This is a genomic window from Herbiconiux liangxiaofengii (assembly GCF_041927335.1).
GTDB classification, from domain to species: Bacteria; Actinomycetota; Actinomycetes; order Actinomycetales; family Microbacteriaceae; genus Herbiconiux; species Herbiconiux liangxiaofengii.
The window spans coordinates 91179-114663 of sequence record NZ_JBHFHD010000008.1 but is presented as its reverse complement, the minus strand read 5'-3'; the positions used below and the strand labels follow the sequence as shown (position 1 = coordinate 114663).

The following is a 23485-nucleotide window of genomic DNA, read 5'->3' as shown; positions in this document are numbered from 1 at the left end:
ACGACGCCGGGTACCCGGCAGAACGACCAGGCAGACATGGCAGGCACAGAGCCCATCGTCGAGATGGAGGCCATCTCGATCGAGTTCCCGGGCGTCAAGGCGCTCCAGAACGTGAACTTCCGCCTCTTCCCCGGCGAGGTGCACACCCTCATGGGTGAGAACGGCGCCGGCAAGTCGACGCTGATCAAGGCGCTCACGGGCGTCTACAAGATCGACTCCGGCACCATCCGCGTCGCCGGCGGCCCTCGGTCGTTCACCGGCACGGCGGATGCGCAGAACGCCGGCATCTCGACGGTGTACCAGGAGGTCAACCTCTGCGACAACCTCACCGTCGGTGAGAACGTGATGCTGGGTCATGAGATCCGCGGCCCCTTCGGCATCAACTGGAAGAAGACCAACGAGGCCGCGCACGAAGCCCTCGTGGGCCTCGGCCTCGGCGACATCGACCCGAAGGCCCCGCTCTCGAGCATCTCCCTCGCGCTGCAGCAGCTGGTGGCCATCAGCCGCGCCATGGTGACCAAGTCGAAGGTGCTCATCCTCGACGAGCCCACGTCGAGCCTGGATGCCAACGAGGTCGAAGGACTGTTCGGCGTGATGCGCCGGCTGCGCGACCAGGGCGTCGCCATCCTCTTCGTCTCGCACTTCCTCGACCAGGTCTACGCGATCAGCGACCGTCTCACGGTGCTGCGCAACGGCGAGTACGTGGGCGAGTACATGACCCCCGAACTCAATCGCACCCAGCTCATCTCGAAGATGATCGGCAAGGACTTCGGCACCCTCGCGGCCCTCGGCTCGAACCGCGGTCGCACGGTGGACGCCACCGCCGAACCCTTCTACAAGGCCACCGACCTCGGCCGGAAGGGCTCGATCGAGCCCGTCGACATCGAGGTGCACAAGGGTGAGGTGGTGGGCCTCGCCGGGCTGCTCGGCTCGGGTCGCACCGAACTCGGCCGCCTGATCTACGGCGCCGACCGGCCCGACAGCGGCGAGGTGCGCATCGCCGGAATCACCACCGAGGTGCACAGCCCCACCGCCGGCCTGTCGAAGAAGATCGCGTTCTCGACCGAGAACCGTCGCGACGAGGGCATCATCGGCGACCTCAGCGTTCGCGAGAACCTGGTGCTGGCCGTGCAGGCCCGCCGGGGCTGGGCGCGCCCGCTCTCCAAGCGCGAGCAGAAGGAGCTCTGCGACAAGTACCTCGTGGAGCTGAACGTGCGTCCGGCCGACCCCGAGCGCCCCATCAAGAACCTCTCCGGCGGAAACCAGCAGAAGGTGCTGCTCGGCCGGTGGCTGGCCACCAATCCCGAGCTGATCGTGCTCGACGAGCCCACCCGCGGAATCGACATCGGCGCCAAGGCCGAGATCCAGGAGGCGATCGCCACGCTCGCCGAGGACGGCATGTCGGTGGTGTTCATCTCCTCCGAGCTCGAGGAGGTGGTGCGTCTCAGCGAGCGCATCGTCGTTCTGAAGGACCACCGCAAGATCGGCGAGATCGTGAACGGGCCGGATGTCACGGCCGACACCATCGTCGACCTCATCGCAACCGAAGGGAGCGTCGCATGAGCAAGGCGTCCGCACGGCCCGCCGGCGACTCCGTCGTGGCCAAGATCATCCACCAGCCCTACATCTGGGCGGTGGTCGCCCTCCTGCTGCTGATCGTGATCAACCTGATCAAAGACCCGAGCTACCTCGGCATCTCGGTCAACTCCACCACCGGCAACCTCTCCGGCAACGCCATCGACATCCTGCGGGCCAGTGCGCCCATCATGATGATCGCCATCGGCATGACCCTCGTGATCGCGACCCGGGGCATCGACCTCTCGGTCGGCTCGGTGATGGCGGTATCCGGTGCGGTGTCGATGGAGTTCATGAGCACCTCCGGCGGAAGCCCGGGGGCGGCGATCGGGGCCGCGGCCCTCGCGCTCGCCATCAGCGCCGTGCTCGGAACGGTGAACGGCGTGCTGGTGTCGGTGGTGGGGCTCCAGCCCTTCATCACCACCCTGATCACCATGCTGGCGGGCCGGGGGCTCGCCAAGGTGATCACCGCCGGGCAGAACACCTCCGCCACGAACGAGCCCTTCCGCTGGATCGCCAACGGAACCGTTCTCGGCTTTCCGGTGGTGTTCGTGATCGCCGCCGTGATCGTGGCCATCGTGGCGGTGCTGGTGCGCCGCAGTGCCCTGGGCCTGATGATCGAGTCGATCGGCATCAATCCGAAGGCCGCCAGGATGGCGGGCATCCGCCCGATCGGCATCCTGATCGCCGTCTACATCGTGAGCGCGGTGCTCGCGGGCATCGCGGGCATCTTCAGTGTGGCCAGCGTGATGACGGTCGAGGTGGCCAAGACGGGGCTCTCGGCCGAGATGGACGCGATCCTCGCCGTGGTGATCGGCGGCACGTCGCTCGCCGGCGGCAAGTTCTCGCTCACCGGCAGTGTGATCGGCGCCCTGCTGATCGCCACGCTGGACAAGACGATCGTGTTCCTCTCCATCCCCTCCTCCGCCACCCCGGCCTTCAAGGCCGCGGTGATCGTGATCATCTGCCTGCTGCAGTCGCAGCGCGTACGGGCCCTGTTCGCCCAGCGCAAGGCGCGGTCGACCCCCTCGGCCCCGACCCCCTCCGAACCCGCCTCGACGCGAAAGGAAGCAGTGTCGGCATGAGCACTCTCATCGATCGCCCCACCCAGGGCCCGTCAGCGCCCGCCCGCCCGTCGCTGCTGTCGCGACTGAAGCCCAACCTCGAGACGCTGCCCACGCTGGCGGCCGTGGTGATCTTCATCGCCATGATCGTCTACGGCGAGATCGCCTACGGCCGGATCGTGCAGTTCAACACGATCTCCAACCTGCTGATCAACAACGCGTACCTGATCATCCTCGCGGTGGGACTGACCTTCGTCATCCTCACCGGAGGCGTCGACCTCTCGGTGGGCGCCGTGATCGCCATCAGCAGTCTCGTGGGCGTGATGCTCGCGAACGCCGGCTGGAACCCGGCGGTGGTGGTGGTGCTGATGATCCTGATCGGCTCCGCCTTCGGTGTGGCCTCCGGCATCCTGATCCAGTTCTTCAACGTACAACCGTTCATCGCCACCTTGGCGATGATGTTCCTCGCCCGGGGCCTGGCCTCGATGCTCAGCACCGTTCCGGAGCGTCTGGGCGACGACTCGCCCATCCGGACGCTGTCGACCGAGATCACCGTGGTCGACGGCCCGAAGATCAACGACCTCATCACCACACCCAACGTGATCATCGCGGTGCTCGTGGTGGCCGTTGCCTTCTTCGTGCTGCACCGCACCCGTCTCGGCCGCACGGTGTACGCGATCGGCGGCTCCGAGCAGTCGGCGCTGCTGATGGGCCTGCCCGTGGTGCGCACCAAGCTGATCGTGTACGTGATCAGCGGAACCCTCGCCGGCCTCGCCGCCGTGGTGTACACCTCGAAGCTCGGCATCGCGCAGAACATCACCGGGGTCGGCTGGGAGCTCGACGCGATCGCCGCGGTGATCATCGGCGGCACCCTGCTCACCGGAGGCGCCGGCTTCGTGCTGGGCTCGGTGGTGGGCGCCCTGGTGCTGGGCCTGATGAACGTGCTGATCACCCGCGACGGAAGCATCCCCCCGGAGGCGACCACGATCATCACCGGAGCGATCCTGCTGGTGTTCGTGCTGCTGCAGCGACTCGTCGTCTCCCGTAAACGCAAGACCTGACCCCACCCGAACACCCGATCCACCGCCAGGCGGGCCGTTGCGTGAGCTCGGCCCGCCCCCAGGCATCCCCGGATGCCTGATTCCCGTTCGACGATGAAGCCGATTCTGGAGAGATCCCACCCATGAAACACGTACCTCTGAAGTCGCTGGTGCTCGCCACCGCTGCGGCTCTGACCCTGCCGCTCCTGGCGACGACCCCCGCGTTCGCCGCGGCCGACGACCACCTCGTGGCGCACTACGCGCTCGACGAGACCACGGGCACCACTGCCCTCGACAGCTCGGGCAACGGCCGCGACGCCAGCTACGTGGGGGCTCCCGCTCTCGGCGGCGGCGCCGGTGCCACGCTCGACGGGGTCGACGACCACGTGGCCCTGCCCGCGAACATCCTCGCCGGGCTCGACTCCATCACGGTGAGCACCGAGGTGCTCGTGCGGCCCACCCAAGCCACCCCCTACTTCATCTTCGGACTCGGCAACCCGGCCACGAGCAACTCCGGCACCGGGTACCTCTTCGCCACCGGCAACGCCTACCGCGCCGGCATCACCACCGGCAACTGGAGCGGCGAGCAGGTCGTGAACTCCAACGCCGACCTGCAGCGCGGCGTCTGGAAGACGCTCACCTACACGCTCGACGACGCCACCGACACCGCGCGGATCTACCTCGACGGAGCCGAGGTGGCCGTGAAGACCGGCGTCACCGTCAAGCCGCGTGAACTCGGCGGCGGAACGACGACGTCGAACTACATCGGCCGCTCGAACTACGCCTCCGACCGCTATCTGGCCGGCAGCGTGCGCGACTTCCAGATCTTCGACACGGCGCTCGCCGCCGACGAGGTGGCCGCCCTGCAGCCGACGGACGACCTGCGTGCGAGCCGGGACGCGGCCGCTCTGTCGCTCGGCGACCTCTCGGCCGTGCAGTCGAACCTCACGCTCCCGACGACGGGCACGAACGGTGCCGCCGTCGCGTGGAGCTCGGACACCCCGGCCGTGATCTCGGCGGCGGGTGCGGTCACCCGGCCGGCATCCGGTCAGCCCGATGCCACGGTGACCCTCACCGCCACCGTGACGCGCGGTTCGGCCAGCACCACCCGCGACTTCGTCGTGACCGTGGTCGCCCAGCCGAGCGACCAGTACGACGTCGACACCGCGGCGGCGGCACTGAGCATCGCCACGCTCGACGACGTGCGCGGCAACATCACCCTCCCCGCGGCTCCCGCGGGCATCGCCATCAGCTGGACGTCGTCGGCCCCCGCGGTCGTGGCGACCGACGGCGTCGTGGTGCGGCCGTCGGCCGACCAGGACGTGGTGCTCACGGCCACGCTCACCAAGGGCGCCGCTGTGGCCACCCGCGAGTTCACCGCGAAGGTCAAGAAGGCGGCCGACCTCGGCGCCTACGAGGGGTACGCCTTCGCCTACTTCACGGGCAACTCCCTCGCCGGCGAGAACATCTACTTCGCCGCCAGCGAGGGCAACAACGCGCTCGACTGGCGCGAGCTCAACGGCGGTCAGCCGGTGCTCACCTCGAACGAGGGCACCAAGGGCCTGCGCGACCCGTTCCTGATCCGCTCTCCCGAGGGTGACAAGTTCTACCTCATCGCCACCGACCTCTCCATCGGCAGCGGCACCTCCTGGGGTGACTCCGTGCGCACGGGGAGCCAGTACATCGAGGTGTGGGAGTCGACCGACCTGAAGAACTGGTCTGCACAGCGGCACGTCAAGGTGGCACCCGACAACGCGGGCAACACCTGGGCGCCCGAGGCGTACTACGACGACACCATCGGCGCCTACGTGGTGTTCTGGGCCTCGTCGCTCTACGCCGACGACGACCCCGGTCACACCGGCAACAGCTACCACCGCATGATGTACGCCACCACGCGCGACTTCGTGACCTTCTCCACGCCCGAGATCTGGCAGGACCAGGGTGTGGCGCGCATCGACTCCACCGTGATCAAGGACAGCGACACCTACTACCGCTTCACCAAGGACGAGGGGGCGGCCGGCACCGGCTGCAGCGACATCATCCAGGAGTCCTCGACCGACCTCCGCGCCACGCTCCCGTCGTGGACCATGGTGGACAGCTGCATCGGCAAGAAGGCCGGCACCAGCGCCGTCGAGGGCCCCACGGCCTTCAAGGCGAACCCGGGCGACGTCAACGGCTCGAAGTTCTACCTCTTCGTGGACGAGTACGGCGGACGCGGCTACATCCCGCTGGAGACCGCCGACATCGCGAACCCCGACTGGAAGGTGGCGGCCGACTACGACCTGCCGGCCAGCCCCCGTCACGGCACCGTGATCCCGGTGACCGCGGCCGAGCTCGAGAGCCTCGGCGAGGGCCCGGCCCCCGTTCCGGCCAACGAGGAGGGTGAGATCGTGCGCTACGACTTCACCGACGGCTCGGGAACCGTGCTGCACGACCGCTCGGGCAACGGCCAGGACGGCACCATCGTGGGCGGCGCCACCTTCGCCGACGGAGCCCTGCAGCTGGACGGCACCGACGACTACGTCGACCTGCCCGACAACCTGCTCTCCGGTGTCGAAGACACCACGGTGCAGGCGGATGTCTGGATCGACGACTCCCAGTCGGGCTCCTACTTCATCTACGGCCTCGGCAACACGGTCTCGGGTGCGGGCAACGGCTACCTCTTCACCACCGGCAACGCGTACCGCACCAGCCTCGCCACCGGCAACTGGACGACGGAGCAGACGGTGTCGCAGGGCAGCAACCTGCCCCGCGGTCGTTGGGCCCATCTCACGTACGTGCTTAAGGACACCACCGCGACCATCTACCTCGACGGCCTGGCCGTCGCATCCGGAACCGTCACCACCGACCCGGGGGACATCGGCGGCGGCTCGACCACCGCGAACTACCTCGGCCGGTCGAACTACGACGCCGACCGCAAGCTCTCGGGCAAGTTCCGCGAGTTCGCGATCTACAACCGGGCCCTGTCGGCCGACGAGGTGCTGGCCGCCTCGGGCAACACCTCGGCCCTGGCCGGAGTGACGCTCGAGGAGGACGTGCTGAAGGTCGCTCCGATCGTCGACTCCGCCGCGCGCGAGGTCACCTTCCCGGTGAAGCCGGGCACCGACCGGAGCGCACTCACGCCGGTGTTCTCCACCGCCGCCGGTGTCGTGGCGAGCCCCGCATCCGGAACCACCGTCGACCTGCGCGAGCCGGTCACGGTGACTCTCACGCCTCCCGGAGGCGGCGCAGCCGTGACCTGGACGCTGCGGGCGGTCGACATGGGCAGCCCGAGCATCCCCGGGCTGTACGCCGACCCGAACGTGGTGGCCTTCGGCGACACCTACTACGTGTACGCCACCACCGACGGCTTCCCCGGCTGGGGCGGCAAGGAGTTCTACGTCTGGTCGTCGAAGAACCTCGTCGACTGGACCAGGTCGGAGGAGCCGATCCTCACCCTGGACGGCGCGAACGGCGATGTGCCGTGGGCCGCGGGCAACGCCTGGGCGCCCACGATCGCGGAGAAGGACGGCAAGTACTACTTCTACTTCAGCGGTCACAACATCGCGCTCGACCGCAAGACCATCGGCGTGGCCGTGGCCGACAGCCCCACCGGGCCGTTCGTGGCGCAGCCGCAGGCGATGATCCTCAACAACGAGGCCGTCACCTCCGGTCAGGCCATCGACCCGGCGGCGTTCACCGACCCGGAGACCGGCAAGCACTACCTCTTCTGGGGCAACGGCTCGCCCGTCTACGCGGAGCTCTCCGACGACATGCTCTCGATCAAGGCGTCGACGCTGAAGAAGATCAGCGGGCTGACCGACTTCCGCGAGGGCACGTTCCTGAACTACCGCGACGGTCTGTACCACCTGACCTACTCGATCGACGACACCGGTTCGGAGAACTACAAGGTGGGCTACGCCACGGCGGAGAGCGTCGACGGGCCGTGGACCTACCGCGGGGTCATCCTGCAGAAGGACACCTCGAAGGGCATCCTCGCCACCGGGCACAACTCGGTGCTGAACGTGCCGGGCACCGACGACTGGTACATCGTGTACCACCGCTTCGCGATTCCGGGCGGCGACGGCCAGCACCGCGAGACCACCATCGACAAGCTCACCTTCGATCCGACGACCGGCCTCATGCAGCCCGTGACGCCCACGCTGGAGAGCGTGGCGCCGCAGACGATCGTGACGCCGCCGGCCGATCCGGAAGTGGAGCGGATCGCGGGTGCGGATCGGTTCGAGGTGTCGGTGAACACGTCGAAGGCCGGTTGGTCGGAGGGTTCTGACACCGTGTATGTCGCGTCGGGTGAGGTGTTCCCGGATGCCTTGTCCGCCGCATCGGCGGCCGCGGTCGCGGACGCGCCGATCCTGCTGACGACGTCGGGTTCGCTCCCGGCCTCGGTGCGCGAGGAGATCGTGCGACTGGGCGCCACGGACATCGTGATCGTGGGTGGCCCGAAGACCATCAGCGCTGCGGTCGAGACCGAGCTGAAGAAGTTGGGCACCGTCACCCGCATCGGTGGCGCCGATCGGTTCGAGGCGTCGCGGAACATCGCGGAGCACGCCTTCCCTGACGGTGCCGAGGTCGCGGTTCTGGCTACCGGCTTGAACTTCCCGGATGCTCTCTCGGCGGGTGCTGCGGTCGCAGGTCGCGGCCCGGTGATCCTGGTGAACGGTGGCGCTTCTGGTCTGGATGCGGCGACGAAGTCGCTGTTGACCGATCTCGGTGTCGACGAGATCGCTGTCGCTGGTGGTACCGCGTCGGTGTCGGCGGGCATCCAGACGGATGCGGCCGCGATTGCGGAGACGGTGCGGTTGGGGGGTGCGGACCGGTTCGCGGCATCCCGCGCGATCAACGCCCACTTCGTCGCCGAGGCGAAGAACGTGCTGCTGACGACCGGTTCGAGCTTCCCGGATGCCCTCTCGGGCTCCGCGTTCGGCCCTCGTATCGATGCCCCGCTGTTCACCGTTCAGGGCAGCTGCATCCCGGCGGAGACGCTGGAGCAGATCACCGCCCTGGGTGCGGAGCAGATCACGCTCCTGGGTGGCACCGCCACCCTGAGCCCCGCGGTGGAGCAGCTCCAGCCCTGCGCCGGCTGACCCGCATCCCCTGATCCTGGGCCCGCTCACCCACCCCACCGGGTGGGCGGGCCCAGAACCCCTTCCCGCAGACCGCTGCACGTGATCACTACGACGAAGTAGGAAACGAATGAAGACTCTTCTCTCGACTCGCGGAGCGCTGGTGGCCTCGGCCCTGGCCGTGCTCCTCGCCACCTCGGCCGCCGTGCCCGCCAGCGCCGCCTCGCCCGCCATGGGCAGCACGGCGGTTGTGGCCGACGGCTCGGCCGACCTGGCGGCCCTCGTCATCCCCTCGGCCGACGACGTGCGCGGCAACATCCACCTCGCCGACGTCGGCAGCGTGAGCGGCAGCCCCATCACGTGGAGCTCCTCGAACCCGGCCGTCGTCTCCGACACGGTCACCGAGACCGCCGAGGGCAGCATCGCCCCCGGCGCGGTCACGCGGGGCAGCGCCGACGTCACCGTGCAGCTGACCGCCAGCGTGGAGGGTCAGTCGAAGACCTTCGACCTGCTCGTGCGGGCCGCGGCCCCGGCCGTCGACCCCGCCGGCTACCTGTTCAGCTACTTCGCGGGCGAGTCGACCGACGCGGGGGAGGAGATCTACTTCGGCACCAGCGAGGGCGACAGCCCCCTGAACTGGGACGAGCTCAACGGCGGCCAGCCCGTGCTGGACTCGGAGTTCGGCGAGAAGGGCCTGCGCGACCCGATGATCATCCGGTCGCCGGAGGGCGACAAGTTCTACATCGTGGCCACCGACCTCAAGATCTACCCCAACGGCGACTTCGGCCGCGCCCAGCGCACCGGTAGCGCCTACCTCGAGATCTGGGAGTCGACCGACCTCGTCACCTGGTCGGACCAGCGTCACGTGAAGGTGTCGGATGAGGCCACGGTGGGCAACACCTGGGCCCCGGAGGCCTTCTACGACGAGACCATCGGCGAGTACGTCGTCTACTGGGCCTCGAACATCTACGACGCCTCCACCCCGGTGTCGGCGCGCGACAACTTCGCCACCTACAACCGCATGATGTACTCCACCACGCGTGACTTCGTGACCTTCTCCGAACCGCAGATCTGGAGCGATTCCAAGCGCGGCAACGGGCTCGGCCTGATCGACTCCACCGTCATCCAGGACGGCGACACCTACTACCGCTTCACCAAGGACGAGGGCACGATGAACGTGCTGCTGCAGAAGTCCGACTCGCTCCGCGCTACCAGCGGCGACCCGATGGTGGTGACCGACGACCCGAACGCCTGGTCGCTCGTCACCCGCGAGATCGGCCGCAACCAGAGCTACACCGCCATCGACGGGTCGACCCGCACCTACACCGGCGGCGAAGGCCCCACGGTGTTCAAGGACGTGCGCGACGACGGCACCTGGTGGCTGTTCATCGATCAGCCGGGCTACCACGGCGGTGTCGGCTACGTCGCGTTCCGCTCCACCGACAAGGGCCTCACCTGGCAGGTGCAGGACTCCTCGGGTCTGCCAGGGGTTCCCCGTCACGGCACGGTTCTGCCTGTCTCGGCCGAGGAGCAGGCACGCCTGCGAACCGCCTACAACACCATCGAGAGCGTGCCGACCACGACCTTCGCGGTCGAGACCGTTCAGCGCAACGCCCCCGACCTGCCGCGTTCGGTGCAGGCCACCTACACCTCGGGCGCCGTCGGCACCGCACCCATCGTCTGGGACGAGATCGACCCGGCGGCGTACGCACGGACCGGCTCCTTCACCGTGTCGGGACACGTCGAGGGCTTCGCCACGACGCTCACGGCGACGGTCACGGTGGTGAAGGCGCCGAGCCTGGACAGCGGACTCGTGGCCAAGTACGCCCTGGAGGAATCCAGCGGCACCACGGTCGCCGACTCCTCGGGCAACGGCCGCGACGCGGTGGTCGAGGGAACGCCCCAGTGGCGCGGAGCCGAAGGCTTCGAGTTCACCGGCGGATCGGTGGCCACGGGGAACCGCATCAAACTGCCGAACGACCTGGTGACCGGGCTCGACGACGTGTCGGTGAGCTACGACCTCTGGGTCGACCAGGGCCTGCCGCAGAACACCATGTCGTTCGTGGTCGGCAACCAGTCCACCGCCAACAGCGGTTACCTGTTCGTCACCGCCCGCGACTACAACAACGTGTTCCGCGGCGCGATCACCCGCACCACCGGCTCGGCGGAGCAGAGCTCGGCCGGCTCGGCCCTTCTGCCCCAGGGCACGTGGGTGCGGGTCACGTACACGGTGGCCGGCGGCGACAGCGCGAACCCCGGCGTGGCGAAGCTCTACCAGGACGACACCCTCGTGGCGACGAACACCGGCATCACCACCACCCCGGGCGCCATCGGCGGCGGTTCGACGACCTTCAACTACCTGGGTCGATCGTCGTGGGCGGCCGACCCGCTGTTCGACGGCCGGATGCGCGACTTCCGCGTGTACGACCGGGCGCTCGATGCGGCGTCGATCGCGATCCTCGCGGGTGACGGCGTGGAGCCGCAGCCCGAGCCCGAGGTGTCGCGGATCGCGGGTGCGGATCGGTTCGAGGTGTCGGTGAACACGTCGAAGGCCGGTTGGTCTGACGGGTCCGACACTGTGTATGTCGCGTCGGGTGAGGTGTTCCCGGATGCCCTGTCCGCCGCATCGGCGGCCACGGTCGCGGATGCGCCGATCCTGCTGACCACGTCGGGATCGCTCCCGTCCTCGGTGAAGGCCGAGATCCAGCGGCTCGGGGCGACGGACATCGTGATCGTCGGCGGGCCGAAGACCATCAGCGCGAGTGTCGAGGCGGAGCTCAAGAAGCTCGGCACTGTCACCCGCATCGGTGGCGCTGACCGGTTCGAGGCGTCGCGGAACATCGCAACGCACGCCTTCCCCGACGGTGCCGAGGTCGCGGTTCTGGCTACCGGCCTGAACTTCCCGGACGCTCTCTCGGCGGGTGCTGCGGTCGCAGGTCGCGGCCCGGTTGTCCTGGTGAACGGTGGCGCTTCTGGTCTGGACGCGGCGACGAAGTCGCTGTTGACCGATCTCGGTGTGGATGAGATCGCGGTCGCCGGTGGCACCGCATCGGTCTCGGCGGGCATTCAGACGGATGCGGCCGCGATTGCGGAGACGGTGCGGTTGGGTGGTGCGGACCGGTTCGCGGCATCCCGCGCGATCAACGCCCACTTCGTCACGGAGGCGCAGAACGTGCTGCTGGCGACGGGTTCGAACTTCCCGGATGCCCTCTCGGGCTCCGCGTTCGGCCCGCGCACGGGAGCTCCGCTCTTCACCGTGCAGGGCACCTGCATCCCCGCCGAGACCCTCGAACAGATCATGGATCTGGGTGCGGAGCAGATCACCCTCCTCGGTGGCGAAGCCACCCTCTCGCCCGCGGTCGAGCAGCTCCAAGCCTGCGCGAGCAGCTGACCGGCATCCCGAACACCCGACGATCACCCGAGCAACTGACGACGACGACAGGAAGCAGACGACCGTGATGCGCGACGTATTCAAGAGGACGGCGGCGGTGGCGACCTCGCTGCTGCTGGTGGGCGGCTTCGGTGCGGTCTCGGCGGGGGCAGCGGGATCCGCTGCCGCCGCCGAGGCCGCGGCGCCGAGGGAGGGTCTGATCGGCGAGTACCTGTTCAGCCAGACATCCGGAACCACGGTGGAGAACTCGGCCACCGGAGACGGTGTGCTCGCCGACGCCACGGTGGTGAACGGCGCCGACAGCCAGTGGACGGGCGATGCGCTGCAGTTCACCGGCGGGGCGAAGTCGAGCTCCACGGCGAACTGGGTGGAGCTGCCCGACGGCATCCTCACCGGTGCCGCCTCGGCCACCATCACCACCGAGGTGAAGATCGACGCCTCGATGAAGTCGACCTTCAACTTCCTCTGGAACGTCGGCAACGACACGACCGCGCAGTACTACTTCACCTCGGTGCGCGACACCCCGCGCACGGCGATCACCACCGGCGGCGGCGGGGGCGAGATCAACGCCCGGTCGGCGACGGCCCTCGACGCCGACCGGTGGTACAGCCTCACCTCGGTGATCGACGGCGAGGCCGGCACCATCGCCTTCTACGTCGACGGTGTGGAGGTGGGCCAGGCGGCGAGCACACTGACCCCGGCCTCGATCACCGACCAGTCGCTCAACGCGATCGGCCGGTCGCCCTGGCCCGACCCGTTCTTCAAGGGCGCCGTCTCGTCGTTCCGGGTCTACGACCGGGCGCTCTCGGCCACCGAGATCGACGCGGTCTCCGACGCGGATGCGACGGCGCACGCCACCAGCTTCCAGGCTGTGGCGCAGGCCACGGTGGATTCCCTGTCACCCGTGACCATCGACGACAGCTCGCTCGTGCTGCCCGACCTCGGCGGCTCGGTGAGCTGGGCCTCCGACACCCCGGGCATCGCGATCGCGGCCGACGGGGTGACCGCCACGGCGGTTCAGCCCGCACCCGGCCAGCCCGCGCTCACCGGCACCCTCACGGCCACGGCGACGGTGCGCGGTGTGACCGCCTCACGCGCCGTCGACGTGACGGTGACCCCGATGGCCGAGGCCGGCGACGACTACGGCTACCTGATGGTGCACTTCATCGAGGACTCCGCGGGCTACGCCGAGAAGATCTACCTCGACGTCTCCCGGGGCGACAACCCCGAGCAGTGGGATCCGCTGAACGGCGGCGTGCCCATTCTGGCCTCCGACCTCGGCACCACCGGTGTTCGCGACCCCTACCTCACCTACAACCCCGAGACGAAGACCTACTACATCATCGCGACCGACCTGCGGGTGTTCGGCGGCGACTCGGGCTCGGGCAGCTGCACCACCTGGTGCTACTGGACGAAGAACGCCAGCACCAAGCTGAACATCTGGGAGTCGAAAGACCTCGTGACCTGGGGAGACCTGCGCCAGATCGACATGGCCGTCGACGCGAACGGCGGCACCGTCGCCGAGCTCGGCATGGCCTGGGCCCCGGAGGCCACCTGGGTCGACGACTACTACCCCGACGGCCGCGGCGCCTTCGTCGTGTACTGGGCCTCGAACGTGTTCCCCGCCACCGACCCGAACCACGACACCGCGAGCTACAACCGCGTGCTGTGGGGCGCCACCAGCGACTTCACGCAGGGCACCTACGCCTTCGGCGGCGACTTCGTGAACACCGGCGGCAACGCCATCGACACCACGATGATCCAGAACGACGGCACCACCTACCGCATCACCAAGGACAACGGATTCGGCGACGGCATCTACATGGAGTCGACGACCGCACCCCGCTGGTGGGAGGCGGGCACGGCCTGGACGCGCATCCAGACGAAGATCGGTGCGGTGTGGGCCGGCGGCAACGCGGGCGGCGTGGAGGGCCCGGCGGTGTTCAAGAGCCACAGCGAAGACCGTTGGTACCTGTACGTCGACGTCATCCCCACCACCGGGTACCGCCCGATGGAGACGACCGACCTCGACGCCGGCTGGACCCAGCTGACCGACCCGGGCTTCTCGATGGCACCGAACACGAAGCACGGCGGCATCGTCTCGCTGACGAAGGCGCAGTACGACACCGTTCGAGCGGCGGATGCGACGTCGGCCGTCACGGCCGACCTCGGCACGACCTCGTTCGCCCAGGGCGGCACGGCCGAGGAGCTGGCCGCGGCCCTGCCCGGCACCGCCGCGGTGAACCTCGCCTACGGACGTGGCACCGCCGACCTGCCCGTGGACTGGGACACGTCGTCGGTGAACCTCGCGACGCCCGGCAGCTACGCCGTCACCGGCACCGTGCGGTCGCTCGGCGCCAACCTGAACGACTGGGTGGGCGAGGGCGGTTCGGCCGCGTGGAACGCGCCCGGCAAGGAGCTCTTCAGCTCGAGTGCCATCACCGTCACGGCCGAGGTGGTGGTCACGGCGCCGCCGGCGCCGGAGGTCGACCGCATCGGCGGTGCGGATCGGTTCGAGGTGTCGGTGAACACCTCGAAGGCCGGTTGGTCTGAGGGGTCTGACACCGTGTATGTCGCGTCGGGTGAGGTGTTCCCGGATGCCCTGTCCGCCGCATCGGCGGCCGCGGTCGCGGACGCACCCATCCTGCTGACGACGTCGGGTTCGCTCCCGGCCTCGGTGCGCGAGGAGATCGTGCGACTGGGCGCCACGGACATCGTGATCTTGGGTGGCCCGAAGACCATCAGCGCTGCGGTCGAGACCGAGCTGAAGAAGTTGGGCACCGTCACCCGCATCGGTGGCGCCGATCGGTTCGAGGCGTCGCGGAACATCGCGAAGCACGCCTTCCCCGACGGTGCGGAGGTGGCGGTTCTCGCGACGGGCCTGAACTTCCCGGATGCTCTCTCGGCGGGTGCTGCGGTCGCAGGTCGCGGCCCGGTGATCCTGGTGAACGGTGGCGCTTCTGGTCTGGATGCGGCGACGAAGTCGCTGTTGACCGATCTCGGTGTCGACGAGATCGCGGTCGCTGGTGGTACCGCGTCGGTGTCGGCGGGCATCCAGACGGATGCGGCGAAGATCGCCGAAACGGTGCGGTTGGGTGGTGCGGACCGGTTTGCGGCATCGCGGGCGATCAACGCCCACTTCGTCACGGAGGCGCAGAACGTGCTGCTGGCGACGGGTTCGAACTTCCCGGATGCCCTCTCGGGCTCCGCGTTCGGCCCCCGCATCGACGCCCCGCTGTTCACCGTTCAGGGCAGCTGCATTCCGGCCGAGACGCTGGCGCAGATCACCGCGCTCGGTGCGGAGCAGATCACCCTCCTCGGTGGCGAAGCCACGCTGAGCCCCGCCGTGGCCCAGCTGCAGACCTGTGCCGGCTAGCACGATGACGCACCCGATGACCCATCCGATGTCCCACTCGACGACGAGCGAAGGATCGACCATGTTCAGACGAATCATGACCAGGGGCGCGGCGGCCGTCGCGACGCTCGCCGTCGTGGCCACGAGCCTCGTGGCGGCCGGATCGGCCACGGCCGCCGAGCGGCCGGCCGACGGGCTGATCGGGGAGTACGTGTTCTCGCAGGCCGCCGGCGCCTCGGTGGCGAACTCCGCCACCGGCGCCGGCGCGCTCGGCGCCGCCACCGTGGTGAACGGCACGGATGCCGCCTGGACGGGCGACTCGCTCGTCTTCTCCGGCGGCGCGAAGTCGAGCGGCGCCAACTGGGTGCGGCTCCCGGACGGCATCCTCGCGGGCAAGACCTCCGCCTCGATCACCACGGAGGCGAAGATCGACGCCTCGATGAAGTCGACCTTCAACTTCCTCTGGAACGTGGGCAACGACTCGCCCACCTCCTACTTCTTCGCCTCGGTGCGCGACACGCCCCGAACGGCCATCACGACCGGGTCGAACGCCGGAGAGGTGAACGCCCGCTCCGGCACCGCGCTCGAGGCGGGCCGCTGGTACAGCCTCACCTCGGTGATCGACGGCGCGGCCGGCACCATCGCCTTCTACGTCGACGGCGTGAAGGTGGGGCAGGCGGCATCCGCTCTGACCCCCGCCTCCATCACCGACCAGTCGCTGAACGCCATCGGCCGATCGCCCTGGCCCGACCCGTTCTTCAAGGGCGAGGTCTCCACCTTCCGTGTGTACGACCGCGCGCTGTCCGACGCGGATGTGGCCGCCGTCTCCGACACGGATGCCGCGATCCACGCCGACCAGATGGCCGCGGCCGCGCAGGCCGTCCTCGACGGGCTCGACCTCGCCGACCAGACGGTCGACAGCAGCTACGTCGGCCTGCCCACGGCCGGAGGCGCCGTGACCTGGACCACGTCGGACCCGACGGTCGTCGCCGCCGACGGCACCGTGAACCAGCCCAGCGAGGCCGACGGCCCCGCGACGGTCACGGCCACCGCCACGAGCACCGTGCGCGGGGTCACCGCGACCACGAGCATCACCCTCACCGTGCTGCCCACCAGCGACGAGGAACGAGCCGCCGCGGCGGCCGCCGCATACGTGCTGCCCCCCGTGGTGGTGTCGGGCATCACCCTGCCGGCGGCCGTCGACGGCACCTCGGTGACGTTGCAGAACGCCCAGGGCATCGCGATCGCGGCCGACGGCACGGTCACGGCCGCCGACGGGTCACCGGCCGACGCCGACGGCGCCGTCACCGGCACGGTCGACGCTGTCGTCTCGAAGTCCGGCACCCCGGCGGTGACGGTGCAGAAGACCTTCACCCTGAAGGTGCTCCCGGCCGCGGGAACCGAGCAGCTGCTCGGCTACCACCGCACTCCCACCACCGCGAACGAGGCCAACAACGCCGACGTGGCACTCAGCCTGCACCTCGCTCTGAAGAGCCCGGATGCCGCCGACTGGACGCCGCTGAACGAGAACTACGGCATCTTCTTCCCGAAGACCTCCGTCGTGCCCCCGGCCGACGGAACCTCGGACGCCATCATTCGGAGCCTGGTGAACCCCTCGGTGTTCACCCTCGAGGACGGCTCGTACGGCGTCATCGCCACCCGCACCGCGCGCGGTGGGGGAGCCGACGGCTCCGCCACCTCGAGCGTGCTCGTCGCGACCTCGGCCGATCTGCTCTCGTTCGACGAGGTGGGCCTGCTCGACCTCGGCGAGACCAACGGGGTCAACGCGCCCTCGGCGGTCTACGACTCGGCGGCCGACACCTATCTCGTGGCCTGGACGGACGACTCCGGCACCGCGAAGCACACCACGGTCAGCGATCTCGCCGATGCGGGCACGCGCGGCGCGGTGGTGGCCGGCGCGGTCACCTCGCCGGGCACGGTCGACTCCGCATCCGGAATCGACGACTACGTGGCCGGTCGCTCGATCCCCGTTCCCGCGGCGACCGTGACGGCACTCGAAGAGCGCTACGGCCGCATCGCGAACACCGGGTACACGCCGTTCGGCGACGTCACCACCGAGGTGGGAACCGATGCCTCGGCACTCGAGCTGCCCGGAACGGTGGGCCTGGACTACTCCGACGGCTCCACCGGTTCGCTGCCCGTGACCTGGGACACCAGCACCGTCGACACCTCGACGCCCGGCACCTACCCGGTGACCGGCACGGTGAAGCAGACCCAGTACCCGGTGCCCTTCGCCGACGAGCGGGCCGACCCGTCGGTGTACAAGTACGACTGGAACGGCACCACCAAGTACCTGATGATCGCCACCAACGACCTCTACGGCTCCAACGTCGAGCAGCAGGGCGCCGCGAAGATGCCGATCCGGGTCGCCGACTCCATCACCGGGCTGTCGGATGCCGCGGGTGCGACGGAGATCGACCTGCTCAAGCGGGGTGACACGGATGCGCAGGGCGCCGCGATGACCGGCTGCTTCTGGGCGCCGGAGTACCACGAGATCAACGGGCGCCTGTCGATCCTGTTCATGCCCTGCTACGGCAGCAACCCCGACATGTGGTCGGGTCGCGCGTCGATCATGCAGCTGAAGCAGGACGCTTCGGGCCTCGACCTCGACCCGGCCGTGCCGGCGAACTGGACCAAGCCCGAGAAGGTGCTGCGCACCGACGGCTCCGACCTCAACAAGGTGGCCGGCATCTCGCTGGACATGACGTTCTTCCAGGACGAGAAGGGCCAGTCGTACTACGCCTGGCAGCAGCTCGGCGCCATCTTCATCGCGAAGGTCGACCCCGCGAAGCCCACCCGGCTCACCTCGGAGCCCGTGCGCATCCTGGTGCCGGAGTACGCCTGGGACAACACGATCGCCGAGGGCCCGAACGTGGTGAACCACGACGGCGTGCTGCAGCTGATCTACTCGGGATCGACCGTGGGCGACACCTACACGACGGGGCTGGCCACGGCTGACGCGTCGGGCGACACCGACCTCACGTCGCCGTCGGCGTGGACGAAGCTGAACTACCCCATCCAGAAGTCGGGCCTCTACGACGGCGCCTGGCAGCTCGGCACCGGGCACGGCATGTGGTCGGAGGACGAGGACGGGAACATGATCTACGTCTTCCACGCCCGCACCGACCACAACGGTCTGAGCGGACGCGACATGTTCGTGCGCCGGGTGCACTGGTCGGCCGAGGGTCTGCCGGTGCTCGACATGGAGTCGGAGGAAGAGCTCGCCTCGCCCACCGTCACGATCGACGTCGTGGTGACGGGGGTCGCGGCGCCGGAGGTGTCGCGGATCGCGGGGGCGGATCGGTTCGAGGTGTCGGTGAACACGTCGAAGGCCGGCTGGTCGGACGGGTCCGACACCGTGTATGTCGCGTCGGGTGAGGTGTTCCCGGATGCCTTGTCCGCCGCATCGGCGGCCACGGTCGCGGATGCGCCGATCCTGCTGACCACGTCGGGATCGCTCCCGTCCTCGGTGAAGGCCGAGATCCAGCGGCTCGGGGCGACGGACATCGTGATCGTCGGAGGGCCGAAGACCATCAGCGCGAGTGTCGAGGCGGAGCTCAAGAAGCTCGGCACCGTCACCCGGATCGGTGGCGCCGATCGGTTCGAGGCGTCGCGGAACATCGCTGAGCACGCCTTCCCTGACGGTGCCGAGGTCGCAGTTCTGGCCACCGGCCTGAACTTCCCCGACGCTCTCTCGGCGGGCGCTGGGGTCGCAGGGCGCGGCCCGGTGATCCTGGTGAACGGCGGCGCATCCGGTCTGGACGCGGCGACGAAGTCGCTGCTCACCGATCTCGGCGTCGACGAGATCGCCGTCGCCGGTGGTACCGCATCTGTCTCGGCGGGCATCCAGACGGATGCGGCCAAGATCGCCGATACCGTCCGGCTGGGTGGCGCGGACCGGTTCGCGGCATCCCGCGCGATCAACGCCCACTTCGTCACCGAAGCGAAGAATGTGCTGCTGGCGACGGGTTCGAACTTCCCGGATGCCCTGTCGGGTTCCGCGTTCGGCCCCCGCACAGGAGCCCCGCTGTTCGCGGTCCAAGGAACCTGCATCCCCGCGGAGACCCTCGAGCAGATCACCGCTCTGGGTGCCGAGAAGATCACCCTCCTCGGCGGCACTGCCACCCTGAGCCCTGCCGTCGAAGAGCTCATGGCCTGCCGCTCCTGAGATCACCCCAACCCCGTCACCATCAAAGGAGATGTCGATGAAGTCACTCTGGAAAGCCATCGGAGCAGGCCTGCTCACCGCGGGCCTGCTGGCTGCCGGGCTCGTCACCGGCCCGGCCCCCTCGGCGCAGGCCGCCGCCGACAGCCCGGCCCCGACGCCACCACTCGGGTGGAACAGCTGGAACACGTTCTACTGCAACATCGATGAGGCGAAGATCCGCTCCGCGGCGGATGCCCTGGTGAGCTCGGGCATGAAGGACGCCGGCTACGAGTACGTCGTCGTGGACGACTGCTGGCAGTCACCCACCCGAGACGCCGACGGCAACCTCCAAGCCGATCCGATGCGGTTCCCCTCCGGCATGAAGGCGCTCGGCGACTACATCCACTCGCAGGGATTGAAGTTCGGCATCTACCAGGCGCCGCGCGAGAAGACCTGTGCGCAGTACTTCGGCGCCACGACCGGGGCCACCGGTGCGCAGGGCCACGAAGTGCAGGACGCGAACCTGTTCGCTTCGTGGGGCGTCGACTACCTCAAGTACGACTGGTGCTCCGACGAGGGAACGCTGCAGGAGCAGATCGATGCGTTCACGCTCATGCGCGATGCGCTCCGGGCCACGGACCGGCCGATCGTGTACTCGATCAACCCCAACAGCATCCGGCCCAACCGCGGAGCCGAGTACTACTGGGGCGACATCGCCGACCTGTGGCGCACCACGGAAGACATCACGGCCGCCTGGTCGTCGGGCTGCACCGCCGACTGCTTCATGGGGGTCACCGAGATCCTCGACGTCCAGGCCGGGCTCACGGAATGGAACGGACCGGGCCACTGGAACGACCCCGACATGCTCGAGGTGGGCAAGGGCAACATCCTCACCCCCACCGAGAACCGAGCGCACTTCGGCATGTGGGCGTTGATGGCGTCGCCGCTGATCGCCGGCAACGACATCACCACGATGACGGATGACACGCGATCGATCCTGACGAACACCGACATCATCGCGGTCAACCAGGACCCGAACGGAATCCAGGCCACGCGCGTCCGGGACGACGGTGACCTCGAGGTCTGGGCCAAGCCGCTCTCCGACGGATCGGTGGCGGTCGGACTCCTGAACCGTGGCGGTGGCAACGTCACGATCTCGACGACGGCCACGGAGATCGGTCTGGCTGCGGCGGCGAACTACACGGCGACCGACCTGTACACGAAGGCCGTGTCGAACACCTCCGGCACCGTCTCGGCCTCCGTGCCGCGGCATGGCCTGGCGATCTTCCGTGTCGCCGCCGGTGCGGCCGAGAACACCGGATTCACGCTCCAGGGCGTGCAGTCGGGGCGCTGCGTGGATGTGGCGGGAGGCGTCGTGTTCGACGCGGTGCGGGCTGTCATCGCCGACTGCGACCCCGGCTCGCTCACCCAGCAGCTCGCCGAGCACGACGGTCAGTTCATTCTGGGAGGCAAGTGTCTCGACGTCGATCGCAATCTCACCACGGCAGGCACGGCGGCGATCTTCTGGGAATGCAACGGCCAGACGAACCAGAAGTGGCAGACGCAGCCCGACGGCAGTCTGCGCAGCCTCTCGGCCGACAAGTGCCTCGATGTCGACAACAACGGAACGGCATCCGGTACCGCGCTGCTCATCTGGGACTGCAACGGTCAGCAGAATCAGCAGTGGGTAAAGGTGATCGAGCCCGCCCCCATCCAGGAGCCGGAGGTGTCGCGGATCGCGGGTGCGGATCGGTTCGAGGTGTCGGTGAACACGTCGAAGGCCGGTTGGTCGGATGGTTCTGACACCGTGTATGTCGCGTCGGGTGAGGTGTTCCCGGATGCCCTGTCCGCCGCGTCGGCGGCCACGGTCGCCGATGCACCGATCCTGCTGACCACGTCAGGTTCCCTCCCCGCCTCGGTCAAGGCCGAGATCCAGCGGTTGGGCGCGACGGACATCGTGATCGTCGGTGGCCCGAAGACCATCAGCGCGAGTGTCGAGGCGGAGCTCAAAAAGCTCGGCACTGTCACCCGCATCGGCGGTGCGGATAGGTTCGAGGCGTCGCGGAACATCGCGAAGCACGCCTTCCCGGACGGTGCGGAGGTCGCAGTTCTGGCCACGGGCCTGAACTTCCCCGACGCCTTGTCGGCAGGGGCGGCGGTCGCGGGTCGTGGCCCGGTTGTCCTGGTGAACGGTGGTGCTGCGGGTCTGGATGCGGCGACGAAGTCGCTGCTCACCGACCTGGGCGTCGACGAGATCGCGGTCGCCGGTGGCACCGCCTCGGTCTCGACGGGTATCCAGTCGGATGCCGCCAAGATCGCCGACACGGTGCGGTTGGGTGGTGCGGACCGGTTCGCGGCGTCGCGGGCGATCAACGCCCACTTCGTGACCGAGGCGAAGAACGTGCTGCTGGCGACGGGTTCGAACTTCCCGGATGCCCTCTCGGGTTCCGCGTTCGGCCCCCGCACAGAAGCCCCGCTCTTCACAGTGCAGGGCACCTGTGTCCCCGCGGAGACCCTGGCTCAGATCACGGCTCTGGGTGCCGAGCAGGTCACCCTCCTGGGCGGCCCGGCCACCCTGAGCCCCGCGGTGGAGCAGCTCCAGCCCTGCGCGGGCTGACCTCCCCTGTCGCCGACCCGGCACGAAAGCCCGCCTGCGCGCTGCGCAGCGGTGCTTCCGTGCCGGGTCGGCGCGGGGGCACGGGGATAATGGGCCCATGGTGAACGCGGCGGACGGCACGGAGCGGCCACCGGCCCGCGTTCGTGCCGCGAGCGTGTTCGACGTGGCGAAGGCCGCGGGCGTGTCGCACCAGACGGTGTCCCGGGTGCTGAACGATCACCCGAGCCTGCGCCCGGCCACCCGCCAGAAGGTGCTCGACGCGATGCACGAGTTGAACTACCGGCCGAACCGGGCGGCCCGTGCGCTCGTGACGAGCCGATCGCGCATCATCGGCATCCTCTCGACGTCGAGCGGGGAGTACGGACCGGCCTCGAGCACGGCCGCCGTGGAGACCGCGGCGCGAGCCCGCGGCTACAGCGTGAGCATCGCGAACGCCGACGGCCTCGACCAGGCCTCGATCGACGAGGCCCTGAACCACCTCGTCGACCTGTCGGCCGAGGGGCTGGTGGTGGTTGCTCCGCAGCGGCAGGTGCTGCAGACGCTGTCGCAGCTGTCGTTCACCATCCCGTACGTGACGCTGCAGACGCTCAGCGCCGTCGACGGGGCCGAGCTCGCCCTCGACCAGGTGGAGGGCGCCCGGGTGGCGACGGCCCACCTGGCGGGGCTCGGCCACCGCCGCATCGGCCATCTCGCGGGGGCCGCCGACTGGATCGACGCCGACAGCCGCCAGGCGGGCTTCGCCGCCGAGCTGGCCGCCGTCGGGTTGGAGCCCGGCCCCGTGGTGGCCGGCGACTGGAGCGCACCCTCGGGGTACCGGGCGGGCCGCGAGCTGATCGGTCAGGGCGTGACCGCCGTGTTCTCGGCGAACGACCAGATGGCGCTCGGGCTGCTGCACGCCGCCCACGACCTCGGCCTCGTGGTGCCGCGCGACCTGAGCGTGGTGGGCTTCGACGACACCCCGGAGGCCGCCCACTACCTGCCCCCGCTCACCACCGTGCGGCAGGACTTCGCCGAGTCGGGCCGCCTGGCGCTGGCCCGGCTGCTGGATGACGCCGACCCCGGTCGGTCGGTGCGGCCCCAGCTCGTGGCGCGTGCGTCGACGGGTGCTCCCCGGCGGTCTTCACCCTGACAGGCGGATGCCGTACACTCCGATGTGTGATCGCGATGTGATCGATCACATAGCCTGACTCTGAGCCGAAGGAGCCCCAGAAA

At 69.1% G+C, this 23485-nt stretch carries 9 protein-coding genes; all 9 read left to right on the top strand.

Features of this window, described 5'->3' with window-relative positions; translation table 11 throughout:
- Positions 1-36: 36 nt before the first annotated feature.
- The 9 genes from ACEXOR_RS06915 to ACEXOR_RS06875 all read left to right on the top strand — a co-directional run bounded on the left by ACEXOR_RS06915 (position 37) and on the right by ACEXOR_RS06875 (position 23402).
- Positions 37-1563 carry a sugar ABC transporter ATP-binding protein gene (locus ACEXOR_RS06915; protein WP_374848734.1) on the top strand — a complete coding sequence of 509 codons (1527 nt, stop codon included), beginning with the start codon at positions 37-39 and terminating at the stop codon, positions 1561-1563.
- Complete coding sequence (locus ACEXOR_RS06910; protein WP_374848733.1) at positions 1560-2660, top strand: ABC transporter permease; 1101 nt, start codon at positions 1560-1562, stop codon at positions 2658-2660. The genes ACEXOR_RS06915 and ACEXOR_RS06910 overlap by 4 nt, the downstream gene beginning before the upstream one ends.
- Entirely contained in the window at positions 2657-3700 is a 1044-nt protein-coding gene (locus ACEXOR_RS06905; protein WP_374848732.1) for an ABC transporter permease subunit, read from the top strand. The genes ACEXOR_RS06910 and ACEXOR_RS06905 overlap by 4 nt, the downstream gene beginning before the upstream one ends.
- Positions 3701-3822: 122 nt before the next feature.
- Entirely contained in the window at positions 3823-8763 is a 4941-nt protein-coding gene (locus ACEXOR_RS06900; RefSeq protein WP_374848730.1) for a family 43 glycosylhydrolase, read from the top strand.
- A gap of 109 nt (positions 8764-8872) precedes the next feature.
- Entirely contained in the window at positions 8873-12133 is a 3261-nt protein-coding gene (locus tag ACEXOR_RS06895) for a cell wall-binding repeat-containing protein (RefSeq protein ID WP_374848729.1), read from the top strand.
- Positions 12134-12200: 67 nt separating this feature from the next.
- A complete protein-coding gene (locus ACEXOR_RS06890) occupies positions 12201-15509 on the top strand; it encodes a cell wall-binding repeat-containing protein (protein ID WP_374848727.1) in 3309 nt (1102 codons plus the stop codon).
- 61 nt (positions 15510-15570) lie between these two features.
- Complete coding sequence (locus ACEXOR_RS06885) at positions 15571-19677, top strand: cell wall-binding repeat-containing protein (RefSeq protein ID WP_374848726.1); 4107 nt, start codon at positions 15571-15573, stop codon at positions 19675-19677.
- A 37-nt stretch (positions 19678-19714) separates the two neighbouring features.
- Positions 19715-22273 carry a cell wall-binding repeat-containing protein gene (locus ACEXOR_RS06880; protein ID WP_374848724.1) on the top strand — a complete coding sequence of 853 codons (2559 nt, stop codon included), beginning with the start codon at positions 19715-19717 and terminating at the stop codon, positions 22271-22273.
- Positions 22274-22370: 97 nt separating this feature from the next.
- The gene (locus ACEXOR_RS06875) at positions 22371-23402 is read left to right on the top strand and encodes a LacI family DNA-binding transcriptional regulator (protein ID WP_374848722.1); all 1032 of its coding nucleotides are present in this window, start codon (positions 22371-22373) and stop codon (positions 23400-23402) included.
- The last annotated feature ends 83 nt before the right edge of the window (positions 23403-23485 follow it).